Origin of the sequence: Micromonospora sp. CA-111912, assembly GCF_050948415.1 — a bacterium.
Classification (GTDB): Bacteria; Actinomycetota; Actinomycetes; order Mycobacteriales; family Micromonosporaceae; genus Micromonospora.
Window position 1 is genome coordinate 6,072,617 of record NZ_CP192007.1, and the last position, 21,900, is coordinate 6,094,516.

The 21,900-nt window shown below is 73.4% G+C and carries 21 protein-coding genes; 12 read left to right on the forward strand and 9 right to left on the reverse strand.

Annotated elements, in window-relative coordinates; all coding sequences use genetic code 11:
* Nucleotides 1–17 precede the first annotated feature (17 nt).
* Complete coding sequence (locus tag ACQPZO_RS25445) at nt 18–1,274, reverse strand: erythromycin esterase family protein (protein ID WP_433344482.1); 1,257 nt, start codon at nt 1,272–1,274, stop codon at nt 18–20.
* 145 nt (nt 1,275–1,419) lie between these two features.
* Here ACQPZO_RS25445 and ACQPZO_RS25450 point away from each other — a divergent pair, with 145 nt between their 5' ends.
* Nucleotides 1,420–1,611, forward strand: coding sequence for a DUF2795 domain-containing protein (locus ACQPZO_RS25450; RefSeq protein ID WP_433344483.1), 192 nt, complete (start codon nt 1,420–1,422; stop codon nt 1,609–1,611).
* A gap of 57 nt (nt 1,612–1,668) precedes the next feature.
* On the opposite strand, the gene ACQPZO_RS25455 is transcribed toward ACQPZO_RS25450, so the two are convergent.
* Entirely contained in the window at nt 1,669–2,571 is a 903-nt protein-coding gene (locus ACQPZO_RS25455) for a Gfo/Idh/MocA family protein (RefSeq protein WP_433351243.1), read from the reverse strand.
* A 341-nt stretch (nt 2,572–2,912) separates the two neighbouring features.
* On the opposite strand from ACQPZO_RS25455, the gene ACQPZO_RS25460 reads away from it, so the two are divergent.
* Both ACQPZO_RS25460 and ACQPZO_RS25465 read left to right on the forward strand, forming a co-directional pair.
* Nucleotides 2,913–3,308 (forward strand): hypothetical protein, encoded by a 396-nt coding sequence (locus ACQPZO_RS25460; RefSeq protein ID WP_433351245.1) that lies wholly within the window; start codon nt 2,913–2,915, stop codon nt 3,306–3,308.
* Complete coding sequence (locus tag ACQPZO_RS25465) at nt 3,301–3,717, forward strand: hypothetical protein (RefSeq protein ID WP_433344484.1); 417 nt, start codon at nt 3,301–3,303, stop codon at nt 3,715–3,717. Before ACQPZO_RS25460 ends, ACQPZO_RS25465 begins: the two co-directional genes overlap by 8 nt.
* Before the next feature lie 106 nt (nt 3,718–3,823).
* Here ACQPZO_RS25465 and fabG read toward each other — a convergent pair whose 3' ends face one another.
* Nucleotides 3,824–4,582, reverse strand: a complete 759-nt coding sequence (fabG, locus tag ACQPZO_RS25470) for a 3-oxoacyl-ACP reductase FabG (RefSeq protein WP_433344485.1) — start codon at nt 4,580–4,582, stop codon at nt 3,824–3,826.
* 53 nt (nt 4,583–4,635) lie between these two features.
* Nucleotides 4,636–6,288: an alpha-amylase family protein gene (locus ACQPZO_RS25475; RefSeq protein WP_433344486.1), complete on the reverse strand. Its 1,653-nt coding sequence runs from the start codon at nt 6,286–6,288 to the stop codon at nt 4,636–4,638.
* Between the two features lie 95 nt (nt 6,289–6,383).
* Between ACQPZO_RS25475 and ACQPZO_RS25480 the strand changes: the two genes are divergently transcribed.
* A complete protein-coding gene (locus tag ACQPZO_RS25480; protein ID WP_433344487.1) occupies nt 6,384–6,998 on the forward strand; it encodes a DUF1349 domain-containing protein in 615 nt (204 codons plus the stop codon).
* Between the two features lie 126 nt (nt 6,999–7,124).
* Nucleotides 7,125–7,796, forward strand: coding sequence for a DedA family protein (locus ACQPZO_RS25485; protein ID WP_433344488.1), 672 nt, complete (start codon nt 7,125–7,127; stop codon nt 7,794–7,796).
* Between the two features lie 34 nt (nt 7,797–7,830).
* Here ACQPZO_RS25485 and ACQPZO_RS25490 read toward each other — a convergent pair whose 3' ends face one another.
* The 4 genes from ACQPZO_RS25490 to ACQPZO_RS25505 all read right to left on the reverse strand — a co-directional run bounded on the left by ACQPZO_RS25490 (nt 7,831) and on the right by ACQPZO_RS25505 (nt 12,278).
* Nucleotides 7,831–9,390 carry a cellulose binding domain-containing protein gene (locus tag ACQPZO_RS25490; protein ID WP_433344489.1) on the reverse strand — a complete coding sequence of 520 codons (1,560 nt, stop codon included), beginning with the start codon at nt 9,388–9,390 and terminating at the stop codon, nt 7,831–7,833.
* Nucleotides 9,391–9,514: 124 nt separating this feature from the next.
* On the reverse strand, nt 9,515–10,933 hold the full coding sequence (locus ACQPZO_RS25495) for a chitinase (protein WP_433344490.1): 1,419 nt from the start codon (nt 10,931–10,933) through the stop codon (nt 9,515–9,517).
* 134 nt (nt 10,934–11,067) lie between these two features.
* Nucleotides 11,068–11,811, reverse strand: coding sequence for a YidC/Oxa1 family membrane protein insertase (locus ACQPZO_RS25500; RefSeq protein ID WP_433344491.1), 744 nt, complete (start codon nt 11,809–11,811; stop codon nt 11,068–11,070).
* A gap of 167 nt (nt 11,812–11,978) precedes the next feature.
* Complete coding sequence (locus ACQPZO_RS25505) at nt 11,979–12,278, reverse strand: DUF6412 domain-containing protein (RefSeq protein WP_433344492.1); 300 nt, start codon at nt 12,276–12,278, stop codon at nt 11,979–11,981.
* A gap of 199 nt (nt 12,279–12,477) precedes the next feature.
* Here ACQPZO_RS25505 and ACQPZO_RS25510 point away from each other — a divergent pair, with 199 nt between their 5' ends.
* The 4 genes from ACQPZO_RS25510 (at nt 12,478) to ACQPZO_RS25525 (ending at nt 17,551) form a co-directional block, all read left to right on the forward strand.
* A complete protein-coding gene (locus ACQPZO_RS25510; RefSeq protein ID WP_433344493.1) occupies nt 12,478–13,626 on the forward strand; it encodes a carboxylate-amine ligase in 1,149 nt (382 codons plus the stop codon).
* A gap of 94 nt (nt 13,627–13,720) precedes the next feature.
* Nucleotides 13,721–15,100 (forward strand): FAD-dependent oxidoreductase, encoded by a 1,380-nt coding sequence (locus ACQPZO_RS25515; protein ID WP_433344494.1) that lies wholly within the window; start codon nt 13,721–13,723, stop codon nt 15,098–15,100.
* Nucleotides 15,101–15,181: 81 nt separating this feature from the next.
* The gene (locus tag ACQPZO_RS25520) at nt 15,182–16,603 is read left to right on the forward strand and encodes a WGR domain-containing protein (RefSeq protein WP_433344495.1); all 1,422 of its coding nucleotides are present in this window, start codon (nt 15,182–15,184) and stop codon (nt 16,601–16,603) included.
* A gap of 66 nt (nt 16,604–16,669) precedes the next feature.
* A complete protein-coding gene (locus ACQPZO_RS25525) occupies nt 16,670–17,551 on the forward strand; it encodes an aminoglycoside phosphotransferase family protein (RefSeq protein WP_433344496.1) in 882 nt (293 codons plus the stop codon).
* Between the two features lie 18 nt (nt 17,552–17,569).
* On the opposite strand, the gene ACQPZO_RS25530 is transcribed toward ACQPZO_RS25525, so the two are convergent.
* Complete coding sequence (locus ACQPZO_RS25530; protein ID WP_433344497.1) at nt 17,570–18,376, reverse strand: Fpg/Nei family DNA glycosylase; 807 nt, start codon at nt 18,374–18,376, stop codon at nt 17,570–17,572.
* Between the two features lie 160 nt (nt 18,377–18,536).
* On the opposite strand from ACQPZO_RS25530, the gene ACQPZO_RS25535 reads away from it, so the two are divergent.
* The 3 genes from ACQPZO_RS25535 (at nt 18,537) to rocD (ending at nt 21,885) form a co-directional block, all read left to right on the forward strand.
* Nucleotides 18,537–19,388, forward strand: a complete 852-nt coding sequence (locus ACQPZO_RS25535) for a thrombospondin (protein ID WP_433344498.1) — start codon at nt 18,537–18,539, stop codon at nt 19,386–19,388.
* A 467-nt stretch (nt 19,389–19,855) separates the two neighbouring features.
* Nucleotides 19,856–20,671, forward strand: coding sequence for a dimethylargininase (ddaH, locus tag ACQPZO_RS25540; RefSeq protein ID WP_433351247.1), 816 nt, complete (start codon nt 19,856–19,858; stop codon nt 20,669–20,671).
* Nucleotides 20,671–21,885: an ornithine--oxo-acid transaminase gene (gene rocD, locus ACQPZO_RS25545; protein ID WP_433351249.1), complete on the forward strand. Its 1,215-nt coding sequence runs from the start codon at nt 20,671–20,673 to the stop codon at nt 21,883–21,885. The genes ddaH and rocD overlap by 1 nt, the downstream gene beginning before the upstream one ends.
* Nucleotides 21,886–21,900: the final 15 nt, after the last annotated feature.

The window sequence follows — 21,900 nt, forward strand, 5'->3', positions numbered from 1 at the left end:
GTGCGGGGCCGTCCGGCTCAGACCCCCGCCGGGTACGTCTCCATCTCCCCGAACGAGGTGAGCGCGGGCAGCGGGTGCAGCGCGGTGGTGTCGTCGCACCAGACGAAGGCGTCGTAGCGCTCGCCCAGCCGGGTCGGCACGTAGTTGCCCCAGGACTCGAAGGTCGGGTCGTAGACCACGCCGATCGCCCGATGGTCGTGCTCCTCGGTGACCCAGCCGGGCTGGTCCGGGCCGCCGAAGACCAGCACCGCGCGCTCCGGCATCAGCTCGTGCAGCCGCCGCTCGACCGAACCGGGCCGGGCCGGCGGCACCACCATCGCCTCGGCGGGCGACCCCCACCGGGGAGCCGCCACCGCCGTCCCCCGGTAGCTGCCGAAGCCGACCAGCACCACGTCGTCCGCCCCGTGCCGCTCCCGGGCCAACTGGCCGATGTTGACCAGCCCGTCGGCGGCCATGTCGGTGGCCCGGGCGTCGCCGACGTGGGTGTTGTGCGCCCAGACGACACCCCGGGCGTCCGGGCCGTGGAAGTCCAGCAGCCGGTCCAGGGTGTCCGCCATGTGGATGTCCCGCACGTTCCACGACTCCGGGCCGCCCGCCACCATCGCCCGGTAGTAGCGCTCCGCGCCGGCCACCACCTCCGCGTTCTGCCAGGCCGAGAAGCGGTCCGGGCCGTCCGAGGCGGCCCGTTCCCGGGTACGCGCCAGCAGCTTGATCACCTCCTCCTCGCAGCGGGCCGAGACGAACCGGCTCGCCGCGCCGTACTCCTCGACCCGCCGCCCGTACGGCTCGAAGCACCGGTACGCCTCCTGCGCGGCCTCCAGCGAAGTCGGGTCCTCCTCGCCCAGGTAGTCGAAGATCGCCTGCATGGACTCCCAGAGGCTGTAGACGTCCAGGCCGTGGAAGCCGGCCCGCCGTTGGACCGGCTGCTCCAGGTTCCACGCCCGCAGCCAGCGGCAGAACCGGGCCACCTCGGCGTTGGCCCACATCCACGTCGGCCAGCGTTCGAAGCGCTCCAGGGCGGTCTGCGGGTCGGCGAGGCCGTTCGGGGCGGCCGTGACCGACCGGTGCACCCGCTCGCAGTCGGGCCAGTCCCCCTCCACCGCGACGAAGGAGAAGCCCCGCTCGGCGATGAGCCGCCGGGTGAGCTGCTCGCGTAGCCGGTAGTAGTCGTGGGTGCCGTGCGTCGCCTCGCCGATCATCACGATCCGGGCGTCCCGGATCCGCTCCAGCAACGGATCGAAGTCGCTCGGCGCGCCGAGCCGCTGTACCAGCATGTCCGCGGCTACCCGGCCCCGTTCGGGGCAAACCGACCGCCGCCGGGCCCCGCCCCCTGCGGACGACGCGGACCACCTACCCGCCCGCCCCGTCGGTCCCGAGTCGAGCGGGCATGTCCTGCGGTGCAGCGGGTAGTGGGCTGGTATGACGGTCAGCGGAACGGAGTTGCAGGAGTACCTGGCCGGGCTCGACTACCCGGCCTCCCGGGAGGACCTGGTCCGTTGGGGGCAGGAGAACGGCGCCAGCACGGAGGTGTTGCAGATGCTCCGCGCACTGCCGGCCGGGGAGTTCAGCTCTCCGACCGAGCTGAGTCAGGCGCTGAGCGGCCTCGCCTGACAAACGAGCCGCCACGGCCGAAACCGTCACGCCGGCACGGGCGGGTACGGCCTCCGGTCAGCCCGGGAGGGCGACGGTGCGGCCCTCGGCGCGGGCGGTCTCTGCGGCGGCCAGCACAGCCACCACCTCCCGGCCGAACCGGACGTCGCATCGGTGGTCCCGGGCACCGGCGTCGATCTCCTCGACGAGCTGGTCGATTGCGGTGGAGAGCGCGGTCAGCGCGTTGCCGTCCCCGGGCGGGACCTCCAGCACGCCGTTCTCCCCGAAGAAGACGAAGTCGCGGGTGGCGGCCTCGGGCGGCGCGTCGAGGGTGAGCGACACCGTGCTGGTCGCCCCGCCGTCGTGAGTGAGCAGCAGGTGGACCAGGCCGCTCGGGCCGTCGATGGCCGTGACCCGGGTCACCCGGCCGAGCACCGGCAGGATGATCGACAGGGCGTGCGGGCCGATGTCCCACAGCGCGCCCCGGTCCCGCCGCCACTGCGACGTGCCGTACGGGTTGCCGGGCTGGAAGATGGACGTGAACATCGTCGCCCGGGCGTGCTGCCAGCCCCCGGCCGCCGCGGTCGAGGCGAGGAAGCCGGTCACGTTCGGGTGGAACCGCTGGGTGAAGAACACCACGGAGGCGACGCCGGCCTGCCCGGCCGCGGCGACCACCCGGTCGGCGTCGGCGAGGGTGAGCGCCAGCGGCTTGTCCAGCAGCAGGTGCCGGCCGGCCGTGGCGGCTCGGACGGCGATGTCGGCCTGCACGTCCGGGGGCAGCGCCACGGCGACCGCGTCGCAGGCGTCGATCAGCGCGTCGACCTCGGTGAAGGCGGGCACCCCGTGCCGCCGCGCCAGCTCCGCCGCCTTGTCGGGGTTGCGGCCCCAGACCCCGGCCAGCTCGGCGCGGGGGTGCGCGCCGATCGCCGCCGCATGCGTCTCCGCGGCCCAGTGGCCAGTGCCGAACAAGCCGAACCGCAGCACGTGTACTCCCGGTGTCGTCGCCGACCACGGCGGTCCCGTGGCCGTGATCCACGCTAGTCGCCCGGCCGATCCGACGCAGCTGGCGGGGCCGGACCGGACCAGGTCAGGCCCACGGACCGGGACGGTCGGACCCGCCGGACCGGACCCGAACCGGACCCGGCCGGACCCACCGAACCGGGCGCGGCCGGACCACCGGACCCGGACGCGGACCCGGACCGGACCCACCGGACCGGGCGCGGCCGGACATCGGCGGGCGTGGCGGCGTACCGGGCCGGGGCGAGTACTACACCGGTTAGTAGGCTGTCCCGGTGACCGAGACTCCGACTCCGGTGCTGTCGATGACCAGCATGGCCGCGGCCGGCTCGCCGGTGGACGGGATCCTCGCGACGACGACGATCGTGCTGTCGCTCGTACTCGCGGTGTGGGCGCTGGTGGCGGCGATGCGCAACAGGTCGCCGGACCGGGTGCAGTTCGCCGGCCTGGCTGTGCTGGAACTGGGCCTGCTCGCGCTGACGGTGGCGGCGCTGGTCGCGCTCGGCGGCGGCGAGCGGCCGGGCGAGCCTGGCGCGTTCTTCGGCTACCTGGTGACGCTGGTCTTCCTGCCGCCACTGGCCTGGGTACTGGCCCGGATGGAGCCGACCCGGTGGGGGTCGGCGATCATCTGCGCGATCTGCCTGGTGACCCCGGTCGTGGTGGTCCGGCTCCAACAGACCTGGGAGGTACTCGGTGGTTGAGACGGAGACACCCCGGCTGGCCACCAATTCCGGGCCGGGCCGGTTGCTGATCGCCGTGTACCTGCTGTTCGCCATCGCCGCGACGTCCCGGGCGGGGTTGCAGATCGCCACGAAGTTCGACGAGGCGCCGGTGGCGTACCTGCTCTCGGCGCTGGCCGCGCTGATCTACATCGTGGCCGCGGTGGGGCTGGCCCGGGCCGGCCACGCGGGCCGGCGGGTCGCGCTGGCCTGCTGCTCCGTGGAGCTGGCCGGGGTGCTCGGCGTCGGCGTCCTCAGCCTGGTCGACGCCGAACTGTTCCCGGACGAGACCGTCTGGTCGCAGTTCGGCAGCGGCTACGGCTACATCCCGCTGGTCCTCCCGGTGCTCGGCCTGATCTGGCTCTGGCACACCCGCCCCCGCCCCCACTGACCCCACCCCACCCCCACCCGCGCTCTTTCACGGAAAGAGTGGGCATGGGATGCGAAATGGCCACTCTTTCCGTGAAAGAGCGGCCATTCGCGGGGTGGTGGTGGGGTCAGGACCTTGGGCCGCCCGCTACGTAGATGACCTGGCCGGAGACGAAGGACGCGCCCTCGCTGGCCAGGTACGAGATGGTGTGGGCCACGTCCTCCGGGCGGCCCACCCGGCGTACCGGGATCTCCGACTCGGTGTGCTTCTGGAGCGCCTCGAAGTCCACCTTCATCCGGGCGGCGGTCGCGGCGGTCATGTCGGTGACGATGAACCCGGGGGCGACCGCGTTGACGGTGATCCCGAACGGGCCCAGCTCGATGGCGAGGGTCTTGGTGAAGCCCTGCATGCCCGCCTTCGCAGCCGCGTAGTTGGCCTGGCCCCGGTTGCCCAGCGCCGAGGTGCTGGACAGGTTGACGATCCGGCCCCACTTACGCTCGACCATGTGCCTCTGGGCGGCCTGGCTGAACAGGAACGCGCCGCGCAGGTGCACGCCCAGGACGGTGTCCCAGTCGGCATCGGTCATCTTGAACAGCAGGTTGTCCCGGAGCACGCCGGCGTTGTTGACCAGCACGGTCGGCGCGCCCAACTCGGTGGCGACCCGCTCGACGGCCGCCTCGACCTGGTCCCGGACGGAGACGTCCGCGCCGACGCCGAGGGCCCGTCCGCCGGCCGCGACGATCGCGTCCACGGTGTCCTTGGTGGCCGACTCCTCGATGTCGACCACGGCGACGGCCAGGCCGTCGGCGGCCAGCCGGCGGGCGGTGGCCGCCCCGATCCCCCGCGCGGCTCCGGTGACGATCGCGACCCGTTGCTCCTCGGACATGCCTACCTCCCGGTAACTTACGGCGACCATCGGAGCCTAGCCCAACCCCGGGGTCAGTAGGCGGCCCCGCGACAGAGGCGGATCCAGCGGTAGCCGTACCCGGCGAGCTTCAGCGAGTCGAGCTTGCCCACCTCGTCGTAGTTGCGGTCGGCGAGGACATCTGTCGGCAGGTCCGCCTCGTCGGCGAGCGTTCCGAGGTCGACCTCGACGTCGTCGGTGCCGAGGTTGTGCAGGAAGACCATCGTCCCGGTCGGGCCGTCGGCGCGGTGGGCGAGCACCCCGTGCGGCATCGGCACGTCGATGTGGGTGGTCGAGCCGGAGCCGATCTCCGGCGCCTCGCGCAGCGTCCGGATCATCCGCTCGAACCAGGACAGCAGCGACTTGTGGTCGCCGCGCTGGGCGGTGACGTTGATCTTCTCGTACGAGAAGTCGCCCTTGTCGATCACCGGGCGGACCAGCTTCTCCGGGTCGGCCGTGGAGAAGCCGGCGTTCGGCTTGTACGACCACTGCATCGGGGTCCGGATCGCCTCCCGGCCGGGCAGCGAGAGGTCCTCGCCCATCCCGATCTCCTCGCCGTAGCGCAGCACCGGCGTGCCGCGCAGCGAGAACTGGAGCGCGTACGCCAGCTCGACGCGCCGCCGGTCGTTGCCGAGCATCGGGGCGAGCCTGCGGCGGATGCCCCGGTCGTAGATCCGCATGTCCTCGTCGGGGCCGAATTCGGCGTACACCTGGTTGCGCTGTTCGGTGGTGAGCCGGGACAGGTCGATCTCGTCGTGGTTGCGTAGGAAGGTGGCCCACTGCCCGCCGGTGGGCAGGATCGGGGTGTCCCGCAGCGCCTCGATCACCGGCTCCGGGTCCTGGCGGGCCAGGGCGAGCACGAGCCGGCCGTTGAGCATGAAGTCGAAGACCATGTGGATGCGGTTGCCGGAGCCACTGCCGTCGCCGAAGAAGGTGGGGAGCTGGTCGGGCTCCACGTTGGCCTCGGCGAGCAGGACGGCGTCGCCGCGCCGCCACTGGATGTGCTGGCGCAGCTCGGTGAGGTACTCGAAGTCCTTCGGCGAGTTCGGGTTCCCCGGCTCGGTCAGCTCGATGATGAACGGCACCGCGTCCATCCGGAACCCGGAGACGCCGAGCTGGAGCCAGAACGAGACGATCTTCTTGACCTCGGCGCGGACCTCGGGGTTGTTGAAGTTCAGGTCGGGTTGGTACTTGTAGAACCGGTGGTAGTACCAGGCCTTGGCGGTCCGGTCGTAGCTCCACGTCTCCTTCTGCTCGCCCGGGAAGACCATGCCCTGGTGCCGGTCGTCCGGCTCGTGGTCGGACCATACGAACCAGTCCCGGTACGGCGAGTCGGGCGAGGACCGGGCGGACTGGAACCACGGGTGCTCGTCCGAGGTGTGGTTGACCACCAGGTCGATGATCACCCGGATGCCCCGGTTCTGCGCCTGGTGCAGCAGCTCGGCGAAGTCGCCGAGGGTGCCGAAGCGGGGGTCCACGTTGTAGAAGTCGGTGACGTCGTAGCCGTCGTCCTTGTTCGGCGACGGGTGGATCGGGTGCAGCCACAGGCAGGTCACCCCCAGCCGGGCCAGATAGTCGAGCCGGCCGATGAGGCCACGGATGTCGCCGACCCCGTCACCGTCGGAGTCCGCGTACGTGTCGATGTCGAGGCAGTAGACGACCGCCTCGGAGTACCACCTGTCACCCATGCCGACGTACCTTCTCCGATTCCGGCTCCTGGCAAACGCAAACGGCTTCCGCGTCGAGGCGGGTCGGCGGGTCGGCGGGCGGTAGCGTGCCGGCCATGGGTGTGGAGTCGGAGGCCGGGGACCGGGACGTCGACTGGGCCGAGGGCCGGTGGCTGCACCAGCCGGTGCGCGCCGAGCCGACCCCGGACGGCGGGCTGGTCGTCGAGCCGGGCGCGGGCAGCGACTTCTGGCGGCACACCAGCTACGGCTTCGTGCACGACGACGGCCCGGCCCTGCTCGCCCCGCTGCCGGCCGGCACCGCCGTGGAGGTCACCTTCCAGCTCGACTTCACCGGGCAGTTCGACCAGGCCGGCGTGCTGGTCCGGGTGGACGAGCGGAACTGGGTCAAGGCCGGGGTGGAGTTCAGCGACGGGCAGCCACAGGTCGGCGCGGTGGTCACCCGCGACGTCTCGGACTGGTCGGTCGCGCCGGTGCCGGAGTGGGCGGGCCGGGAGGTGACGGTCCGAGTCAGCCGGGCCGGGGACGCGCTGACCGTCCGGGCCCGCGCGGGCGACGAGCCGTGGCGGCTGGTCCGGCTGGCCCCGCTCGCCCCGCTGGCCGAGACGTCGGCCGGGCCGTTCTGCTGCTCGCCGAGCCGGGGCGGGCTGGTGGTCCGGTTCCTCGGCTGGCGGCGGGGCCCGGCCGACGCGGTGCTGCACCCGGAGGGCTGAACGCGGGGCTCGCGGGGGCGGGCCCGGTCACCGGCAGGTGTGATCGCCCCGAACGCCGGCAGGTGTGATCGCCTCCGAACTGGGTATCACCTTCCGATCCCCCCGGCGGCCCGCGGAAGGACAACCATGGCCCACGCCCAGAACGTCGATCCGTCGCAGTTCACCGGGCTGACCGGGTGGGTGGCCAGCGTGATCGACTCGCTCGGCGCGGTCGGGGTGGCCGCGCTGGTCGCCCTGGAAAGCATCATCCCGCCGATCCCGAGCGAGATCGTGCTGGCCATGGCGGGCTACCTCGCGGCCGAGGGCCGGTTCAACCTCGTCCTCATCGTGGTCGCCGCGACGGTCGGCTCGGTGGTCGGCGCGCTGGTGCTCTACTGGCTCGGCGCGGCCGTCGGCGAGGACCGGCTCAAGCGGTGGCTGGACCACATCCCACTGGTCGACGGGGACGACCTGGAGAAGGCCGACCGTTGGTTCGAGCGGCACGGCCGGTGGGCCGTGCTGATCGGCCGGCTGGTGCCGGTGGTGCGCAGCCTGGTCTCCATCCCCGCCGGGGCGAACCGGATGCCGCTGGTCGAGTTCGTCCTGCTTACCACGCTGGGCAGCGGGGTGTGGAACGCGCTGATCGTCGGCGCCGGCTTCGCGCTCGGGTCGCGCTGGGAGGAAGTGGACCAGTACAGCAGCTGGTTCAACTACGCGATCTTCGCCGTCTTCGGCGTGATGATCCTGAGCTGGGTGGTGAAGAAGGTGCGCCGCCGCCGCGCGCGGCGCGACCGGCAGTCCATGACCACCGGCCGCTGACCGCACGCCCGCCCGGCGTACCGGGCGGTGCTGCTCAGTTGTACTGGGCGGTGATGCTGGTGAACTCCCAGGTGTTCTGGGCGATGCCGGAGCAGTGGGCCACCACTCCCCCGCCGGCGCACGGCCGGTCGCGGTTGACGGCCCAGAAGGTGAACCGGGACAGGCTGCGGGTCTTCGCCCAGTCGCGGATCTGCGTCCAGGTCGCCGGGGAGGTCAGCTCCTGCTGGTCGGACAGGCCGTTCATGCCGGAGATGCCCATGTGCGTGTACGCGACGGCGTCGGACCAGCCGAAGGCGCTCTTCAGCCCGTTCTTCAGCCCTTCGGCCGCGTTGACGGTGCTCTGGTACATGTTCGCGCCGCCGGCGAAGTCGAACGGCATGATCGTGAACGTGTCGATGTTCGCCCCGAGCGCGGCGGCCTGGTTGATCAGCCGGGTGCCGTAGTACGACGGCCCGGTGGTCGTGGTGCCGAAGGTGACGATCGTCTTGATCCCGGGGTTGTTCTGCTTGACGATCTTCAGCGCGCCCAGGATCCGGTCCTGCACCGCCTCGTTCTCGAACTCGTCGCTGTTCTCGATGTCGATGTCGATCGCCTTGAGCCCGTACGCGTTGATCACCTGCTGGTACGCCGCCGCCAGCGCGCTGGCGGACGAGCAGTTCGGGCCGAGCTTGTTGCCGCTCCACCCGCCGAAGGACGGGATGATGTCGCCCCCGGCGGCCCGGATCGCGGCGATGGTGTTGGCATGCACGCCGCCGGTGAGCGGGCCGCTGCCGTCCCAGGCCGGGGTGCAGCCGCCGCCGGAGAGGACGAACGCGATGGTGAACCACTTGATCCCGGTCGCACCCATCACCGTCGACGGCGCGGGCGGGTCGCCCCAGCCCGGGTAGAGGTACGGCGCGGCGGCCATCGGGGCGTTCCCGCCGCTGCAGCCGGTGGTGGTGGCGGAGACGGCCGGTGACTTCGCCGACTCGCCCGAGGAGTTGTACGCCGCCACGGTGTAGCTGTGCGCGGAGCAGGTGGCCAGCCCGGACACCGTCGTCGAGGTGCCGGTGACGGTGGCCTTCACGGTGCCGCCCTCGTACACCCGGTAGCCGGTGACCGTGCCGGAGACGGCGTTCCAGGCCAGCGAGACCGAGGCGGCCATGGTGCCGGTGACCCGCAGCCCGCCCGGGGTGGCCGGTCCGCCGGGGTTGCCGCCGCCGGTGCAGGAGCCGCCGTTGACGGTGCAGTTGGTCGGGTCGCCGGTGCCGGCGACGACGAACCCGAACGACGTGCTGGCGCCCGGGGAGAGGGCGCCGTTCCAGGACTTGTTGACGGCGGTCACGTGCTGGCCGGCGGTGGTCATGGTGGCGTCCCAGAAGGTGCCGAGGGAGCTGCCGGCGGGCAGGTCGAACTGGACGTTCCAGGAGCCGATGCTGGCCGAGGTGTTGTTGGTGACGGTGAACTTCGCCTCGTACCCACTGCTCCAGCTCGAGGTGCGGACGAAGGCGGCGGTGGCCGCCGACGCGGCCGGCGGGGCCACGAGGGTGGCCGCGACGACGGCGGCGGCGAGCGCGGCGGCGAACGTCGCCGCGCGGGGGGACCGGAGTTTCACGTGGCCTCCAGGGACCGGTGGTGGGGGTTCCGCCCGAGGGGGGTGGGCGGGGCCGTCGGCCCGCGCGGAGCGGGCCGGCGGCGTCACGGGGGTGGTGGTGGCGGTGCGGGGTGGTGCGGGCGGGTCAGGGCAGGGTGGACAGGTGCGGCTTGACGGTGCGGGCGAAGCCGTTGCCGTTGCTGACGTCCCAGTTGACCGACCAGGTCATCGCGCCCCGGATGCCCGGGTAGGTGCGCGGCGGGCGGAAGCTGCCGCAGTTGGTGCCCTTGGCCAGGCAGTCGAGGGCGGCGTTGACCACGCTCGGGGCGACGACGCCGCCACCGGCCGCGCCGGGGCCGGCGGGCAGGCCGAGCCCGACCTGGTCGGGGCGCAGCCCGGCCTCCAGCTGGATGCAGGCGAGCGCGACGATGAAGTTCACCGTGCCCTGGCCGTACGCGGCGTTCTGGTCGCAGCCGAGCATCGCCCCGGAGTTGTAGAACTGGGTGTTGACCACGGTGAGGATGTCCCGGATGTCCAGGGCGAGCTTGAAGTAGCCGCCGGCCGGGGACTGCATGTCGATGGTCTGCGGGGCCATCGCGATGATCAGGCCGGTACCGACCTTGGCCCGCAGGGCGCGCAGCGCCTGGGCCATGTACGTCGGGTTGAGCCCGTTCTCCAGGTCGATGTCGACGCCGTCGAAGCCGTACCGCTGGATGAGGGCGTAGGTGGTGTCGGCGAAGGCGGTGGCCGAGGCCGCGCTGTTGACCGCGACCCGCCCGGTCTCGCCGCCGACGGAGAGGATGACCTTCTTACCGCGCGAGTGCAGCGTCCGCACGTCGGCGGTGAAGTCGGCGTCGGTGTAGCCGCCGAGGGAGGCGGACAGGCCGGGATCGACGGCGAAGGTGACCGCCCCGGGGGTGCCGGTGGCCTCGGCGAAGGCGACCGCGACCAGGTCGTACTCGGCCGGGACGTCGCGCAGCCGCAGCTCGACGGCCGGGTTGTCGAAGTTGTGCCAGTAGCCGGTGAGCAGGTGCTTCGGCAGGCCGTCGGTGGGCGGGGCGGTGGTCGGGGGCGGGGTCGTCGGGGGCGGCGTGGTCGGCGGCGGGGTCGTCGGGGGCGGCGTGGTCGGGGGCGGCGTGGTCCGCGGCGGGGTCGTCGGGGTGGGGCCGCCGCCGCAGGGGGCGCCGTTGAGCTGGCAGTTGGTCGGGCTGCCGGAGCCGGTGGCGAGGAAGCCGAACGACACCGAGGCGCCGGGGGCGATGCCGCCGTTCCAGGAGCGGTTGGTGAAGGTGTACCGCTGGCCGGAGGTGGTCAGCAGGGCGTCCCAGTAGCTGCCGACGGTGGTGCCGGCCGGTAGGTCGAAGGTGACGGTCCACGCGGAGATGGCGGTGGCGCCGCCGTTGGTGATCGTGTACTTGCCCTCCCAGCCGGACCCCCAGTCGGAGGTCTTCACGAAGTTCGCGGTGGCCCCGGCAGCGAACGCCGGCAGCGCCACCCAGGCCGCCCCGATGGTCGCGGCCAGCGCCGTCACCAGGGCCAGGACAAGGGATCGGGAACGCTTCATGCAACCCTCCACGCCCGGACGGGCATCCACACTCATCAACGTTGGCGCTTATTATTAGGACTATTAACTGTTTCTGTCCAGAGGGAGATGCGACGTCGACCGGCCCCGCTCGTCCGCCGAGGTCCGATCGGCGGTCAACGAGCCTCGACGGGTTCCGCTCGGGGGCGGCGCAACACCGCCTGCTCTGCCGCCGTCCACGCCGTCGTGGTGACCAGGTAGAGCACCGCCGCCAACGGCACCACCAACGCAACCAGCACGGTCAGGTACGGCAGCAACGGGACCAGCCGGCCCAGGGTGGCCGCCCCCGGCCCCTCGGTAGGCGTACCGGCCACGGTGACCCCGGCAGCCGCCGCGCGTCGCGCCCGGCGCGACGACCACCAGGCCAGCGCCACCAGCGCCGCCAACAACGCCCCGAACAGCGGGCCGGCCGCGCCGGTCAGGCCGTCGGAGAGGTGCCAGCCCAGCGGCACCCCGGCGAGCCGCTCGTCGAGCAGGCCGGTGCCGCCCTCGTCCGTGCTGAACAGCCGGTACATGATCAGGAAGAACGGTGCCTGGAGCAGGGCCGGCAGGCAGCCGGCGACCGGGCTCGCCCCGGCCGACCGGTAGAGCCCGAACAGTTCGCTCTGCAACCGGGCCGGGTCGTCGGCGTACCGGCGTTGCAGGTCGCGGACCTGCGGGGCGAGGACCGCGCGGCGCCGCTCCCCGCGCACCTGGGCCAGGGTGAGCGGCGAGACCAGCAGGCGGACGGCGATGGTGAACAGAACGATGGCGACGGCCGTGGCGGCCCCGCCGGTCAGCGGGTGCAGCGTGTCGGCGAGCCAGGTGACGGCGGTGGCGGCGGTGCCGACCGCGCCGTGCAGAGGTGCGAAGGCGAGCATGGGTGACCCCTCGGTCCGGTTCCGGATGTCCCGACCGGCCCGGAAACGGGCGCGCGGCGGGACGGACGACGGCGGAGGCGACCTGATGGCAGGGGGCGACGCCGACGGGAATGCCCGTCCGTCACCCCGGGGGCCGACGCCGACGGAAGCCGGCACGGCCCGGGAAGCTACCCGGCCGCGGGGCCCAGTCCGGGCGCGCGGGGTCGGGGACGGCCGGCGGCGTCCGGGTCGACCTGCCGGGGAACACCCCGACGCCGGGCGCGTTCCCGCAGGCCGGTGCCGTACCTGGCGGCCCTGGCCGGTGGGCCGGCCGCCATCGGAGGGCGCCCGGCGAGCAACACGGCGAGCAGCACGGCGGCGGCCACGGCCGCCCCGGCCAGCAGCTCGGCCGGGCGGTCCGCGAACACGATCAGGTGGGTGAGCGCGTACGCCCACATCCCCGTCACCGTCAGCAGCAACCCGCCCACGCGACCACCCTAGGCCCCGCCGTCCACCCCGAAGGGCGCAACGTTCCTCCCCGCAATGCGGGTCCCGGCAACGGGGATGCGGAACGCGAGCGGCGTGCCGGCGGGCGACACGCGGGCGGCGGAGTTTCCCCGCACCGACACTGCGGGTAATGGCCGGTCACGTCGCGGCACAGCGCCGCGGCCGGCACGGAAACGGACGGTGAGGACGATGAGCGGTTCAGTGGTGCAGCGGGAACCGAACGTGGCCCCGGAGGGCACCGACCTGCTCACCGTCGGCGTCGAGGAGGAGTTCCTGCTCGTCGACCCGCACACCGGCACCGCCGTGCCGGCCGTCGACCTGGTGATGGAGCAGGTGCCGGCCGAGCTGCGCGGCCAGGTCGAGCGCGAGTTCCAGACGAGCCAGATCGAGATCGGCAGCCCGCCGGGGCTGGAGCTGTCGTCGATCCGGCACTCCCTGGGGGTGCTGCGCCGGGCGCTGTCCGAGGCGGCCGAGCGGGCCGGCGTACGGGTGCTGGCCATCGGTACCGGCCCGGTCGACGGCCCGGTCCCGCCGGTGGTCGACAAGCCCCGATTCGACCAGATGATCGAGCGGTTCCGGCTGCTGGTGCCCGGCCCCGGCAACAACGGCATGCACGTTCACGTCGGGGTGCCGGACCCCGAGACCGGCGTACAGGTGCTCAACCACGTCCGGCCCTGGCTGCCGATCCTGCACGCGGCCACGGTCAACTCCCCGTTCTCGGCCGGCGTGGACACCGGCTACGCGAGCTGGCGCTCCGTGGAGTGGGAGCGGTGGCCGTCGGTGGCGCCGACGCCGTACCTGGAGTCGCACGAGCACTACGAGCGGCTGATCCGGCAGCTCATCGCCAGCGGCGTGATGCTCGACGAGGGGATGCTCTACTGGTACGCCCGGCTGTCGGCCAAGTACCCGACGGTGGAGCTCCGCATCGGCGACGTCTGCCCGTCGGTGGACGATGCCGTGCTGGTCGCCGCCCTGGTCCGGGCCCTGGTGGCCAGCGCGATGACCGACATCGCCGAGGGCCGGCCGCCCGTGCGCACCGATCACCACCTGCTGGTCGCCGCGCACTGGCGGGCCGCCCACGACGGGCTGGAGGGCGACGGGGTGGACCTGACCGACGGCGAGCTGCGCCCGGCGTGGGAGCTGCTGGACCGGCTCGTCGAGCGGCTCCGCCCCGAGTTGGAGCGGCACGGCGACCTGGCCGAGGTGACCGACCTGCTCGGTGGGCTGCGCCGGCACGGCACCGGGGCGGCCCGGCAGCGGGCGGTCTTCGCCCGCACCGGAAACCTGGTCGACGTGGTGCGGGACGTGGCCCGCCAGACCCGTGGCTGAGCACCCGACCGCACGGCGGCCGGGCCCGGCGGGGTCGGGTGGGCGGCGCGGCGGGACGGGCTCCGCGGGGGCATGGCGTGACAGGATGGTCGGCGTGGCGCAACGACTGATCGTCATCGGCGGGGACGCCGCCGGCATGGCGGCGGCCTCCCAGGCGCGGCGTCGCCGCGACCGGTCGGACCTGGAGATCGTGGCCTTCGAGCGGGGGCACCACACCTCGTACTCGGCGTGCGGCATCCCGTACTGGATCAGCGGGCTGGTCACGGATCGGGACCAGCTCGTCGCCCGCGCCCCGGCCACCTTCCGCGACGAGTTCGACATCGACGTCCGGCTGCGACACGAGGTCACCGCGATCGACCTGGACCGCCGGGAGGTGGTCGCCCGTGACCTCGACCGCGGCGGCGAGGTCCGCGAACGGTTCGACGACCTGATGTACGCCGCCGGAGCGGTGCCGACGACACCCGGCTGGGCCGACACGGACATGCGCGGCGTCTTCGGCGTGCAGACCCTCGACGACGCCGGGGCCCTGCGCGACTGGCTGGACGGCGACCCGACACCCCGGCGGGCGGTGGTGGTCGGCGGCGGCTACATCGGGGTGGAGATGGCCGAGGCGCTGGTCCAGCGCGGGCTGTCGGTCACCCTGGTCGAGAAGGCCGACCAGCCGATGGCGACCGTCGACCCGGACATGGCCGCTCTCGTCGCGACGGCCATGCGCGGCATCGGCATCGACATCCGTACCGGCGTGGGGGTGACCGGGCTCGACCAGCGCGACGGCCGGGTGTCCGCGGTGGTCACCGACGACGGGCCGCTACCGGCCGATGTCGTGGTCCTGGGCCTGGGGGTACGCCCCAACACCGCCCTCGCCGAGGCCGCCGGCCTGCCGGTCGGCCCCTCCGGAGGGATCCGGGTGGACCGGCGGATGCGGGTGGTCGGGGCGCCGGGGGTGTGGGCGGCCGGCGACTGCGTGGAGAGCCTGCACCTGGTCAGCGGCCTGCCGGTGCACGTCCCGCTCGGCACCCACGCCAACAAGCAGGGCCGGGTCGCCGGGATCAACCTCGGCGGCGGGTACGCGACCTTCCCCGGGGTGATCGGCACGGCCGTGACGAAGGTCTGCGAGCTGGAGGTGGGGCGCACCGGCCTGCGCGAGCGGGACGCCACGGCCGCAGGCTTCGAGTTCGTCTCGGTGCTGGCCGAGTCGACGAACCGGGCCGGGTACTACCCGGGGGCGCGACCGATGACGGTGAAGCTGATCGCCGAGCGCCCCAGCGGGCGGCTGCTCGGCGCGCAGATCGTCGGCTGGTCGGAGGCCGCCAAGCGGATCGACACCCTGGCCGTGGCGCTGTGGAACGGCATGACGGTGGACGAGATGACCGCCCTCGACCTCGGCTATGCCCCGCCGTACGCGCCGGTCTGGGACCCGGTGCTGATCGCGGCCCGCAAGGCCGTCGACGCCCTCGACCGCAGCCGGGGATAGACCGGACCTGTCGGGGGGCGCGGTTAGCGTGTGCGCTGTCGCGGTGCCGGGTCCGGCGCTCTTCCCCCGAAAGGCGATCCCATGTCGCAGGAGACTACCTACCTCGAACTGTCCGAGTCGGACGGTGCGGCGCACAAGTTCTACGAGGTGGTGGTGGACGACACCACGATGACCGTTCGCTACGGCCGGATCGGCGACCAGGGCCAGGTGAAGACCACGGCCTTCCCGGACAACGCCCGCGCCCGCGCCACCGCCGCGAAGAAGATCGGGGAGAAGGTCCGCAAGGGGTACGCCCCGGCGGTGCTCGGCGCCCGCGAGAAGCGGCCCGTCTCCCGCCGGCAGATCGTCAGCACCCGCTCGACCGCCCGCACCGCCCCGGTGCTGTGGCGGTACGCCTCGGGGGCGCCCGCGTTCGGCATCTTCGTCGACGGGCGGCACTGCATGGTCGGCAACGAGCACGGGGTGATCACCACCCTCGACCACGACGCCCGGCTGCTCAACCAGGTCCGGCTCCCCGACGGGGTGAAGTGCATCGTCGCCGACGACGCCTGGATCTACGCGGGCTGCGACGACGGCAACGTCTACGATCTCTCCGGCAAGGTGCCCCGGGCGGCGTACGCGATCGCCCCCGACATCGACATCTACTGGCTGGACATCCACGACGGGGTGCTGGGCGTTTCCGACGCCGGCGGCGGGATCGCCGCGATCGACCACGAGGACGAGTTCCTCTGGCGGCGGCCGGGGCGCGGCCGGGGCGGGTGGATGGTCCGCTGCGACGCCGACGCGCTCTACCAAGGCCACTCCCAGGGGGTGACCGGCTACGACTGGCGCACCGGGCGGGAGCTGTGGCACACCCGCACCGGCTCGGTGCTCTTCGGCTGGCAGGAGCGCGACGCCGTGTTCGCCGGCACCGGCACCCGCGAGGTGGTGCGGCTGCGCAAGGACGGGCGCGCCGAGCAGACGTACCACTGCGACGCCGCGGTCTTCTCCTGCGCCACCGCCGAGGACGGCCGGTACGTCTTCGCCGGCGACAACCAGTCCTCCATCTACTGCTTCGACGCCGCCGGCAACCGGCTGTGGAAGCTCGGCACCGGCTGCGGCTCGGCGTACTCGATGCAGTACCACGACGAGCGGCTCTACGTGGTCACCACCGGGGGCTACCTGGCCTGCGTCGACGCGAGCGAGCCGGCGATCCGGGCCGCCGAGGCGGGCAGCGTGCCGGAGGTGGTGGACGTCAAGGCCCCGGCCCGGCTGCCCGAGCCGGCGGCCTGGACCACGGTGGAGGTCGCCACCGACGACCGGGGCGGCGTGGTGGTGCAGTGCGTCGACGAGGGCGGCCGGCTGCGCGTCCACGTCCTCTCCGACGGCTACCACCGCGACTGGTCGGTGCAGTTCCCCAAGGGCATCCGCGAGGCGGGGGCGCGCTACCTGATCACCGAGGTCCGCCCGGCGGGCCGGGGCGGCTTCTACCGGGCGTACGGCGACATCCGCCGGCTGCGCTGAACGGGGTTTTCCTGTTCCGGGCAATAACCGGTGGTGCCGACCGGCCGGCCGGTCGAGGATGGTCCGATGGGCGTGCGGCTGGAGATCCCCGAGGGGCTGCGCTGGACCGAACGCGTCCCGGCCGGCCGGGCCTGGCTCGCGGCGCTGCCGGACCGGGTGGCGGAGTGCGTCGACGGGTGGGGGCTGCGGCTGTCCGGCCCGCCGTTCCCGTCCGCGTTCGCCTCGCTGGCGATGCCGGCGGAGCTGCCCGACGGCACCCGGGCGGTGCTCAAGCTCCAGTACCCGGACCCGGACAGCGAGCACGAGGCCACGGCGCTGGCGCGCTGGGCCGGCGACGGGGCGGTCCGGCTGCTCGCGCACGACCCGGCCCGGCGGGCGCTGCTGGTGGAGCGCTGCGACCCCGGCACGCCGCTGCACGCCGTGGCGGCCGACGAGGCGCTGGGCGTGGTCGCCGGGCTGCTGCCCCGGCTCTGGCGACCGGCCGGCGCGCCGTTCACCCCGCTGGCCGAGGAGGCCGCGGGCTGGCGGGAACAACTGCCGGTCGCGTGGGCGCGGCTCAACCGCCCGTTCGAGCGCCGGCTGCTCGACACCGCGCTCGGCCGGCTCGCCGAACTCGTCGACACGCAGGGCGAGCAGGTGCTCGTCAACCAGGACCTGCACGCCGGAAACATCCTGCGGGCCGGCCGCGAGCCGTGGCTGGTGATCGACCCGAAGCCGCTGGCGGGTGAGCGCGAGTTCGGTGTGGTGGCGATCGTCCGTGGTCAGGAGCTGGGCCACTCCCCGGTGGCGGTGCGGCGCCGGCTGGACCGGCTCACCGCCGAACTGGACCTGGACCGGGAGCGGGTCCTGGGCTGGGCCGTCGGGCACACCCTGGCCTGGAGCATGGCCGAGGACGTCGTCTTCGCCAACCAGGTCGAGACGGCCCGCTGGCTCGCCGGGCTGGGCTGACTCGCGGACCTGGGCCGGTCAGCGCTGGCAGGTGGGGCACCAGTAGAGGTTGCGGCCGGTCAGGGTGCCGCGGCGCACCTCGTCGCCGCAGACGTGACAGGGCTGGCCGGGGCGGCGGTAGACGTACACCTCTCCGCCGTGCCGGTCCACCCGGGGCGCCCGGCCGGTCGCCTCCGGCAGGTGGGCGTCCCGGACGGTGTCGATCCGGCCCACCTCGACGGCCCGGGTCATCAGGTCCACCAGGTCCGCCCACAGCTCCCGCCAGAGCGCCGGGGTCAGCGCCCGGCCGGGCAGCAGCGGCGGCAGGCCGGCCCGGAACAGCGCCTCCGTGACGAAGATCAACCCCGTGCCGGCCACCACCGACTGGTCGAGCAGCAGCGCCGCGAGCGGGGTCGGGCTGCGGGAGATCCGGGCGTACGCGCGGGCCGGGTCGGCGTCGACGCGCAACGGGTCGGGGCCGAGCCGGTCGCGCAGCGCCGCCACCTCGGGCGGGGTGAGCAGCTCACAGGCGGTGGGGCCGCGCAGGTCCAGCCAGTACGTGTCGCTGGTCAGCCGCAGCCGCACCTGGCCGACAGGCGGCGGCGGCTCGCCCGGCCCGTCGGCGAACCTGCCGTACAGGCCGAGGTGCACGTGCAGGGTCAACTCGTGGGCGTAGTGGTGCAGCAGGTGCTTGCCGTACGCCTCGGTGTCGTCCAGGACGGTGCCGGACAGCCGGGCCGCGCCCTCGGCGAAGCGGCCCTGGGGGCTGGCGGCCTGCACCTTGTCGCCGGCGAACAACTCGGCGTGCCGGGCGGCGAGGCGGTGAATGGTGTGTCCCTCTGGCACGCCCGCAACGGTAGCTCCGGGCGCGGCGTCGACGGCGGGCCGGGCCACCCTTGCGGGTGACGGGGTGTCGGCGACTCGGCGGTTGGGTACCTCGGGGGCGTACCGCGTGGCTGCCGCTGGCGCTTCCCAGGCCTCCACGCACTGACCAGGAGGTGATGAGGTGAAGATTCCTTCGCTGTTGTCGCGCCGGAGCGAGCCGGCGACGACGACTGCCGACAGCAACGGCGACGGCCACGTCGACGAGTTCGAGAGGGCCGTCGCGACGGACACCGGCAGCCGCCCCGCCGGGCGGCCGGTGCTCACCGACCGCGGCGACGAGCAGGCGACGTACCGCAGCGGCACGACCGCCAGCGACGGCGAGAGGGCCTCGGACGCGGAGCGAGAGGCGGCGGAGCGGGGAGCCCGCGCCCGCGCCGCGACCGCCCGCGCGGCCACCGCCCGTACCCCGGACGGCGAGGCTCAGCGGCCGACCACCGGCCCGTCCACCGCGACGGCCGCCCCCACCACGACCGGCTCCCCCACCAGCAAGCCGGACCTCGACCTCGACCGGGACCGCACCGCCGCCCGGCCGCTGCCGGCCGACCCCACGGTCGGGCAGCCTGCGGGCCGGGACCGCACCGCCGAGCGGCCGACGCCGGTGGACCGCGCCGACGGCGAGACCCGGCCGGAGCCGGTGGCGGTCGGGCCGAAGCCGCGCGCGAGCCTGCTCGCCACCCTCGGCCTGGTCGTCGGCGTCGCCGGGGCGCTCGCCGTGCTGACCGGGACCCTCGCCGGGTACGGAATCGCGGTCGGCGTGCTCGGCGGGGTGCTGTCCGTGTTCGGCCTGCTCGCCACCCGGCGCCGGCACATCGCCGGCAAGACCGACGCCCTGCTCGGCATGTCCTTCGGCATCGCCGCCGTGGTCCTCGGCGTGCTGGCGATGACCGGCCAGTTCGACTGGCCGACCACGGACGGCGACTGGGTGCACCGGCTCCGTGAGTGGCTCGACTCACAGTTTGTCGACCGGTTCTGACGGGCAGTTTGATCTCCGCCGGCGGTTCGCCGGCCCAGCCCGACCAGTCTGGTGGTTCACCAGCCGGGCACATCCTCTTTCGGGGGGCGGCGGTTCGCCGCCCCCCGAAACACGTCCGGCCCCGACTCCCCCCGGCCGCGACCCCACCCCACCCCACCCCGCGATCTTGCACTTCCGGCCCTCGGTACGCCCGCTATGCCCCCTTCGCCCGGGCCGCAACTGCAAGATCGGCGCGGGAGGGTGGGGTGGGGCCGGGGTGGGGGTGGGGGGTGGGGGGTGGGGGTGGGGGGTGGGGCGGCGCAAGGAATCGTCGGGTGGGTCCTCGTATACGCAATGATCAGTCGGTCGACGCAAGGTCCACCGGTGGATGTCGTCGGTGCCGGGCGCATACCGTTGGGCCACGGCGCCAGCCCCGTGGGCCGAAGGTGGCCGGGGCGCGCCCGACCCCTGGGAGCAGGACAATGACGATGGACGCCACCAGCCAGCGCTTGCTGATGTGCCGGCCGACGTACTTCGCCGTCGACTACGCGATCAACCCGTGGATGGACCCCACCGCGCCGGTCGACGCCGACCTGGCGATCCGGCAGTGGGAGGAGCTGCGCGGGATCTACCGCGAGCTGGGCCACACGGTCGAGGAGATCACCCCGATGCCCGGCCTGCCCGACATGGTCTTCGCGGCCAACGGCGGCACCGTGATCGACGGCCGGGCGCTGGCCGTGCAGTTCCGCGACCCGCAGCGCGCCGACGAGGCCCCCGCCTACCGGGCCTGGTTCGAGGCCGCCGGCTTCGAGGTGTACGACCCGAAGCACGTCAACGAAGGCGAGGGCGACGTCCTGCTGGCCGGCGACGTCCTGCTGGCCGGCACCGGGTTCCGCACCGCGCACGCGTCGCACGCCGAGCTGCAGGAGGTGTTCGGCTATCCCGTGGTCACCATGCAGCTCGTCGACCCGCGCTTCTACCACCTGGACACCGCGCTCACGGTGCTGGACGAGCGCACCGTGGCATACCTGCCGGAGGCGTTCTCGCCCGGCAGCCAGGCCGCGCTGCGCCGGCTCTTCCCCGACGCGGTCCACGCCACCATGGCCGACGCCGAGGTGCTGGGCCTGAACGCGGTCGGCGACGGGCGGCACGTGGTGCTGCCCGCGCAGGCCACCGACCTGGCCGCGAAGCTGCGCGACCGGGGCTACGAGACCATCGGTGTCGACCTGTCCGAGCTGCGCAAGGCCGGCGGTGGACCGAAGTGCTGCACGTTGCGGCTCCGTCAGGGAAAGGCGAGCAATTGATCGTGGATGACAGGCTGCGGACGCCGGGCGCGGTCCGGGACGCGGAGCGTTACACCGCGCACAACTACCACCCGCTGCCGGTGGTGATCGCCTCCGCCGAGGGAGTTTGGCTCACCGACGTGGACGACCGGCGCTACCTGGACTGCCTCGCCGGCTACTCGGCCCTCAACTTCGGCCACCGGCACCCCCGGCTCATCGCCGCCGCGCACGCGCAGCTCGACAAGCTGACCCTGACCAGCAGGGCGTTCGTCCACGACCAGTTCGCCGACTTCTGCCGCGAGCTGGCCGAGCTGTGCGGCAAGGACCTGGTGCTGCCGATGAACACCGGGGCCGAGGCGGTGGAGACCGGGGTCAAGGTGGCCCGCAAGTGGGGCTACCAGGTCAAGGGCGTGCCGGCCGGGCAGGCGAACATCGTGGTGGCCGAGGGGAACTTCCACGGCCGCACCACCACCATCGTCAGCTTCTCCACCGACGAGGACGCGCGCGCGGACTTCGGGCCGTACACCCCGGGCTTCACGGTCGTCCCGTACGGCGACCTGGATGCGCTGGCCGCCGCCATCGACGAGAACACCGTCGCCGTGCTGCTGGAGCCGATCCAGGGCGAGCAGGGCGTGGTGGTGCCGCCGGAGGGCTACCTGCCGGGCGTGCGCCGGGTCTGCACCGAGCGCAACGTGCTCTTCGTCGCCGACGAGATCCAGTCCGGCCTGGGCCGGACGGGCACCACCTTCGCCTGCGAGCACGAGGGCGTGGTGCCCGACATGTACCTGCTGGGCAAGGCGCTCGGCGGCGGCATCGTGCCGGTCTCCGCGGTCGCCGCGAACGCCGACGTGCTGGGGGTGCTGAAGCCGGGCCAGCACGGCTCCACCTTCGGCGGCAACCCGCTGGCCTGCGCCGTCGCCACCGAGGTGGTCCGGCTGCTGGCCACCGGCGAGTTCCAGCGCCGCTCAACGGAGCTGGGCGAGCGGCTGCACGCCGGCCTCCAGTCGCTGGTCGGCAAGGGGCTGGTCGCCGTCCGGGGCCGGGGCCTGTGGGCCGGCCTGGACATCGACCCGACGCTGATGACCGGCCGGCAGGCCTGCGAGCGGCTGATGGAACGGGGCGTGCTGGCCAAGGACACCCACGGCTCGACGCTCCGGCTGGCCCCGCCGCTGGTGATCACCGTCGAGGAGATCGACCACGCCGTGGCCCAGCTCGCCGCCGTGCTGGCCGGCTGATCCTCTCGTACGACA

Coding starts and splice junctions, on each gene's coding strand:
- ACQPZO_RS25450 (WP_433344483.1), top strand. CDS start 1,420: ATGACGGTCAGCGGAACGGAGTTGCAGGAGTACCTGGCCGGGCTCGAC.
- ACQPZO_RS25475 (WP_433344486.1), bottom strand. CDS start 6,288: ATGGGTGACAGGTGGTACTCCGAGGCGGTCGTCTACTGCCTCGACATC.
- ACQPZO_RS25480 (WP_433344487.1), top strand. CDS start 6,384: ATGGGTGTGGAGTCGGAGGCCGGGGACCGGGACGTCGACTGGGCCGAG.
- ACQPZO_RS25460 (WP_433351245.1), top strand. CDS start 2,913: ATGACCAGCATGGCCGCGGCCGGCTCGCCGGTGGACGGGATCCTCGCG.
- ACQPZO_RS25500 (WP_433344491.1), bottom strand. CDS start 11,811: ATGCTCGCCTTCGCACCTCTGCACGGCGCGGTCGGCACCGCCGCCACC.
- ACQPZO_RS25445 (WP_433344482.1), bottom strand. CDS start 1,274: ATGCTGGTACAGCGGCTCGGCGCGCCGAGCGACTTCGATCCGTTGCTG.
- ACQPZO_RS25495 (WP_433344490.1), bottom strand. CDS start 10,933: ATGAAGCGTTCCCGATCCCTTGTCCTGGCCCTGGTGACGGCGCTGGCC.
- ACQPZO_RS25525 (WP_433344496.1), top strand. CDS start 16,670: ATGGGCGTGCGGCTGGAGATCCCCGAGGGGCTGCGCTGGACCGAACGC.
- ddaH (WP_433351247.1), top strand. CDS start 19,856: ATGGACGCCACCAGCCAGCGCTTGCTGATGTGCCGGCCGACGTACTTC.
- fabG (WP_433344485.1), bottom strand. CDS start 4,582: ATGTCCGAGGAGCAACGGGTCGCGATCGTCACCGGAGCCGCGCGGGGG.
- ACQPZO_RS25485 (WP_433344488.1), top strand. CDS start 7,125: ATGGCCCACGCCCAGAACGTCGATCCGTCGCAGTTCACCGGGCTGACC.
- ACQPZO_RS25520 (WP_433344495.1), top strand. CDS start 15,182: ATGTCGCAGGAGACTACCTACCTCGAACTGTCCGAGTCGGACGGTGCG.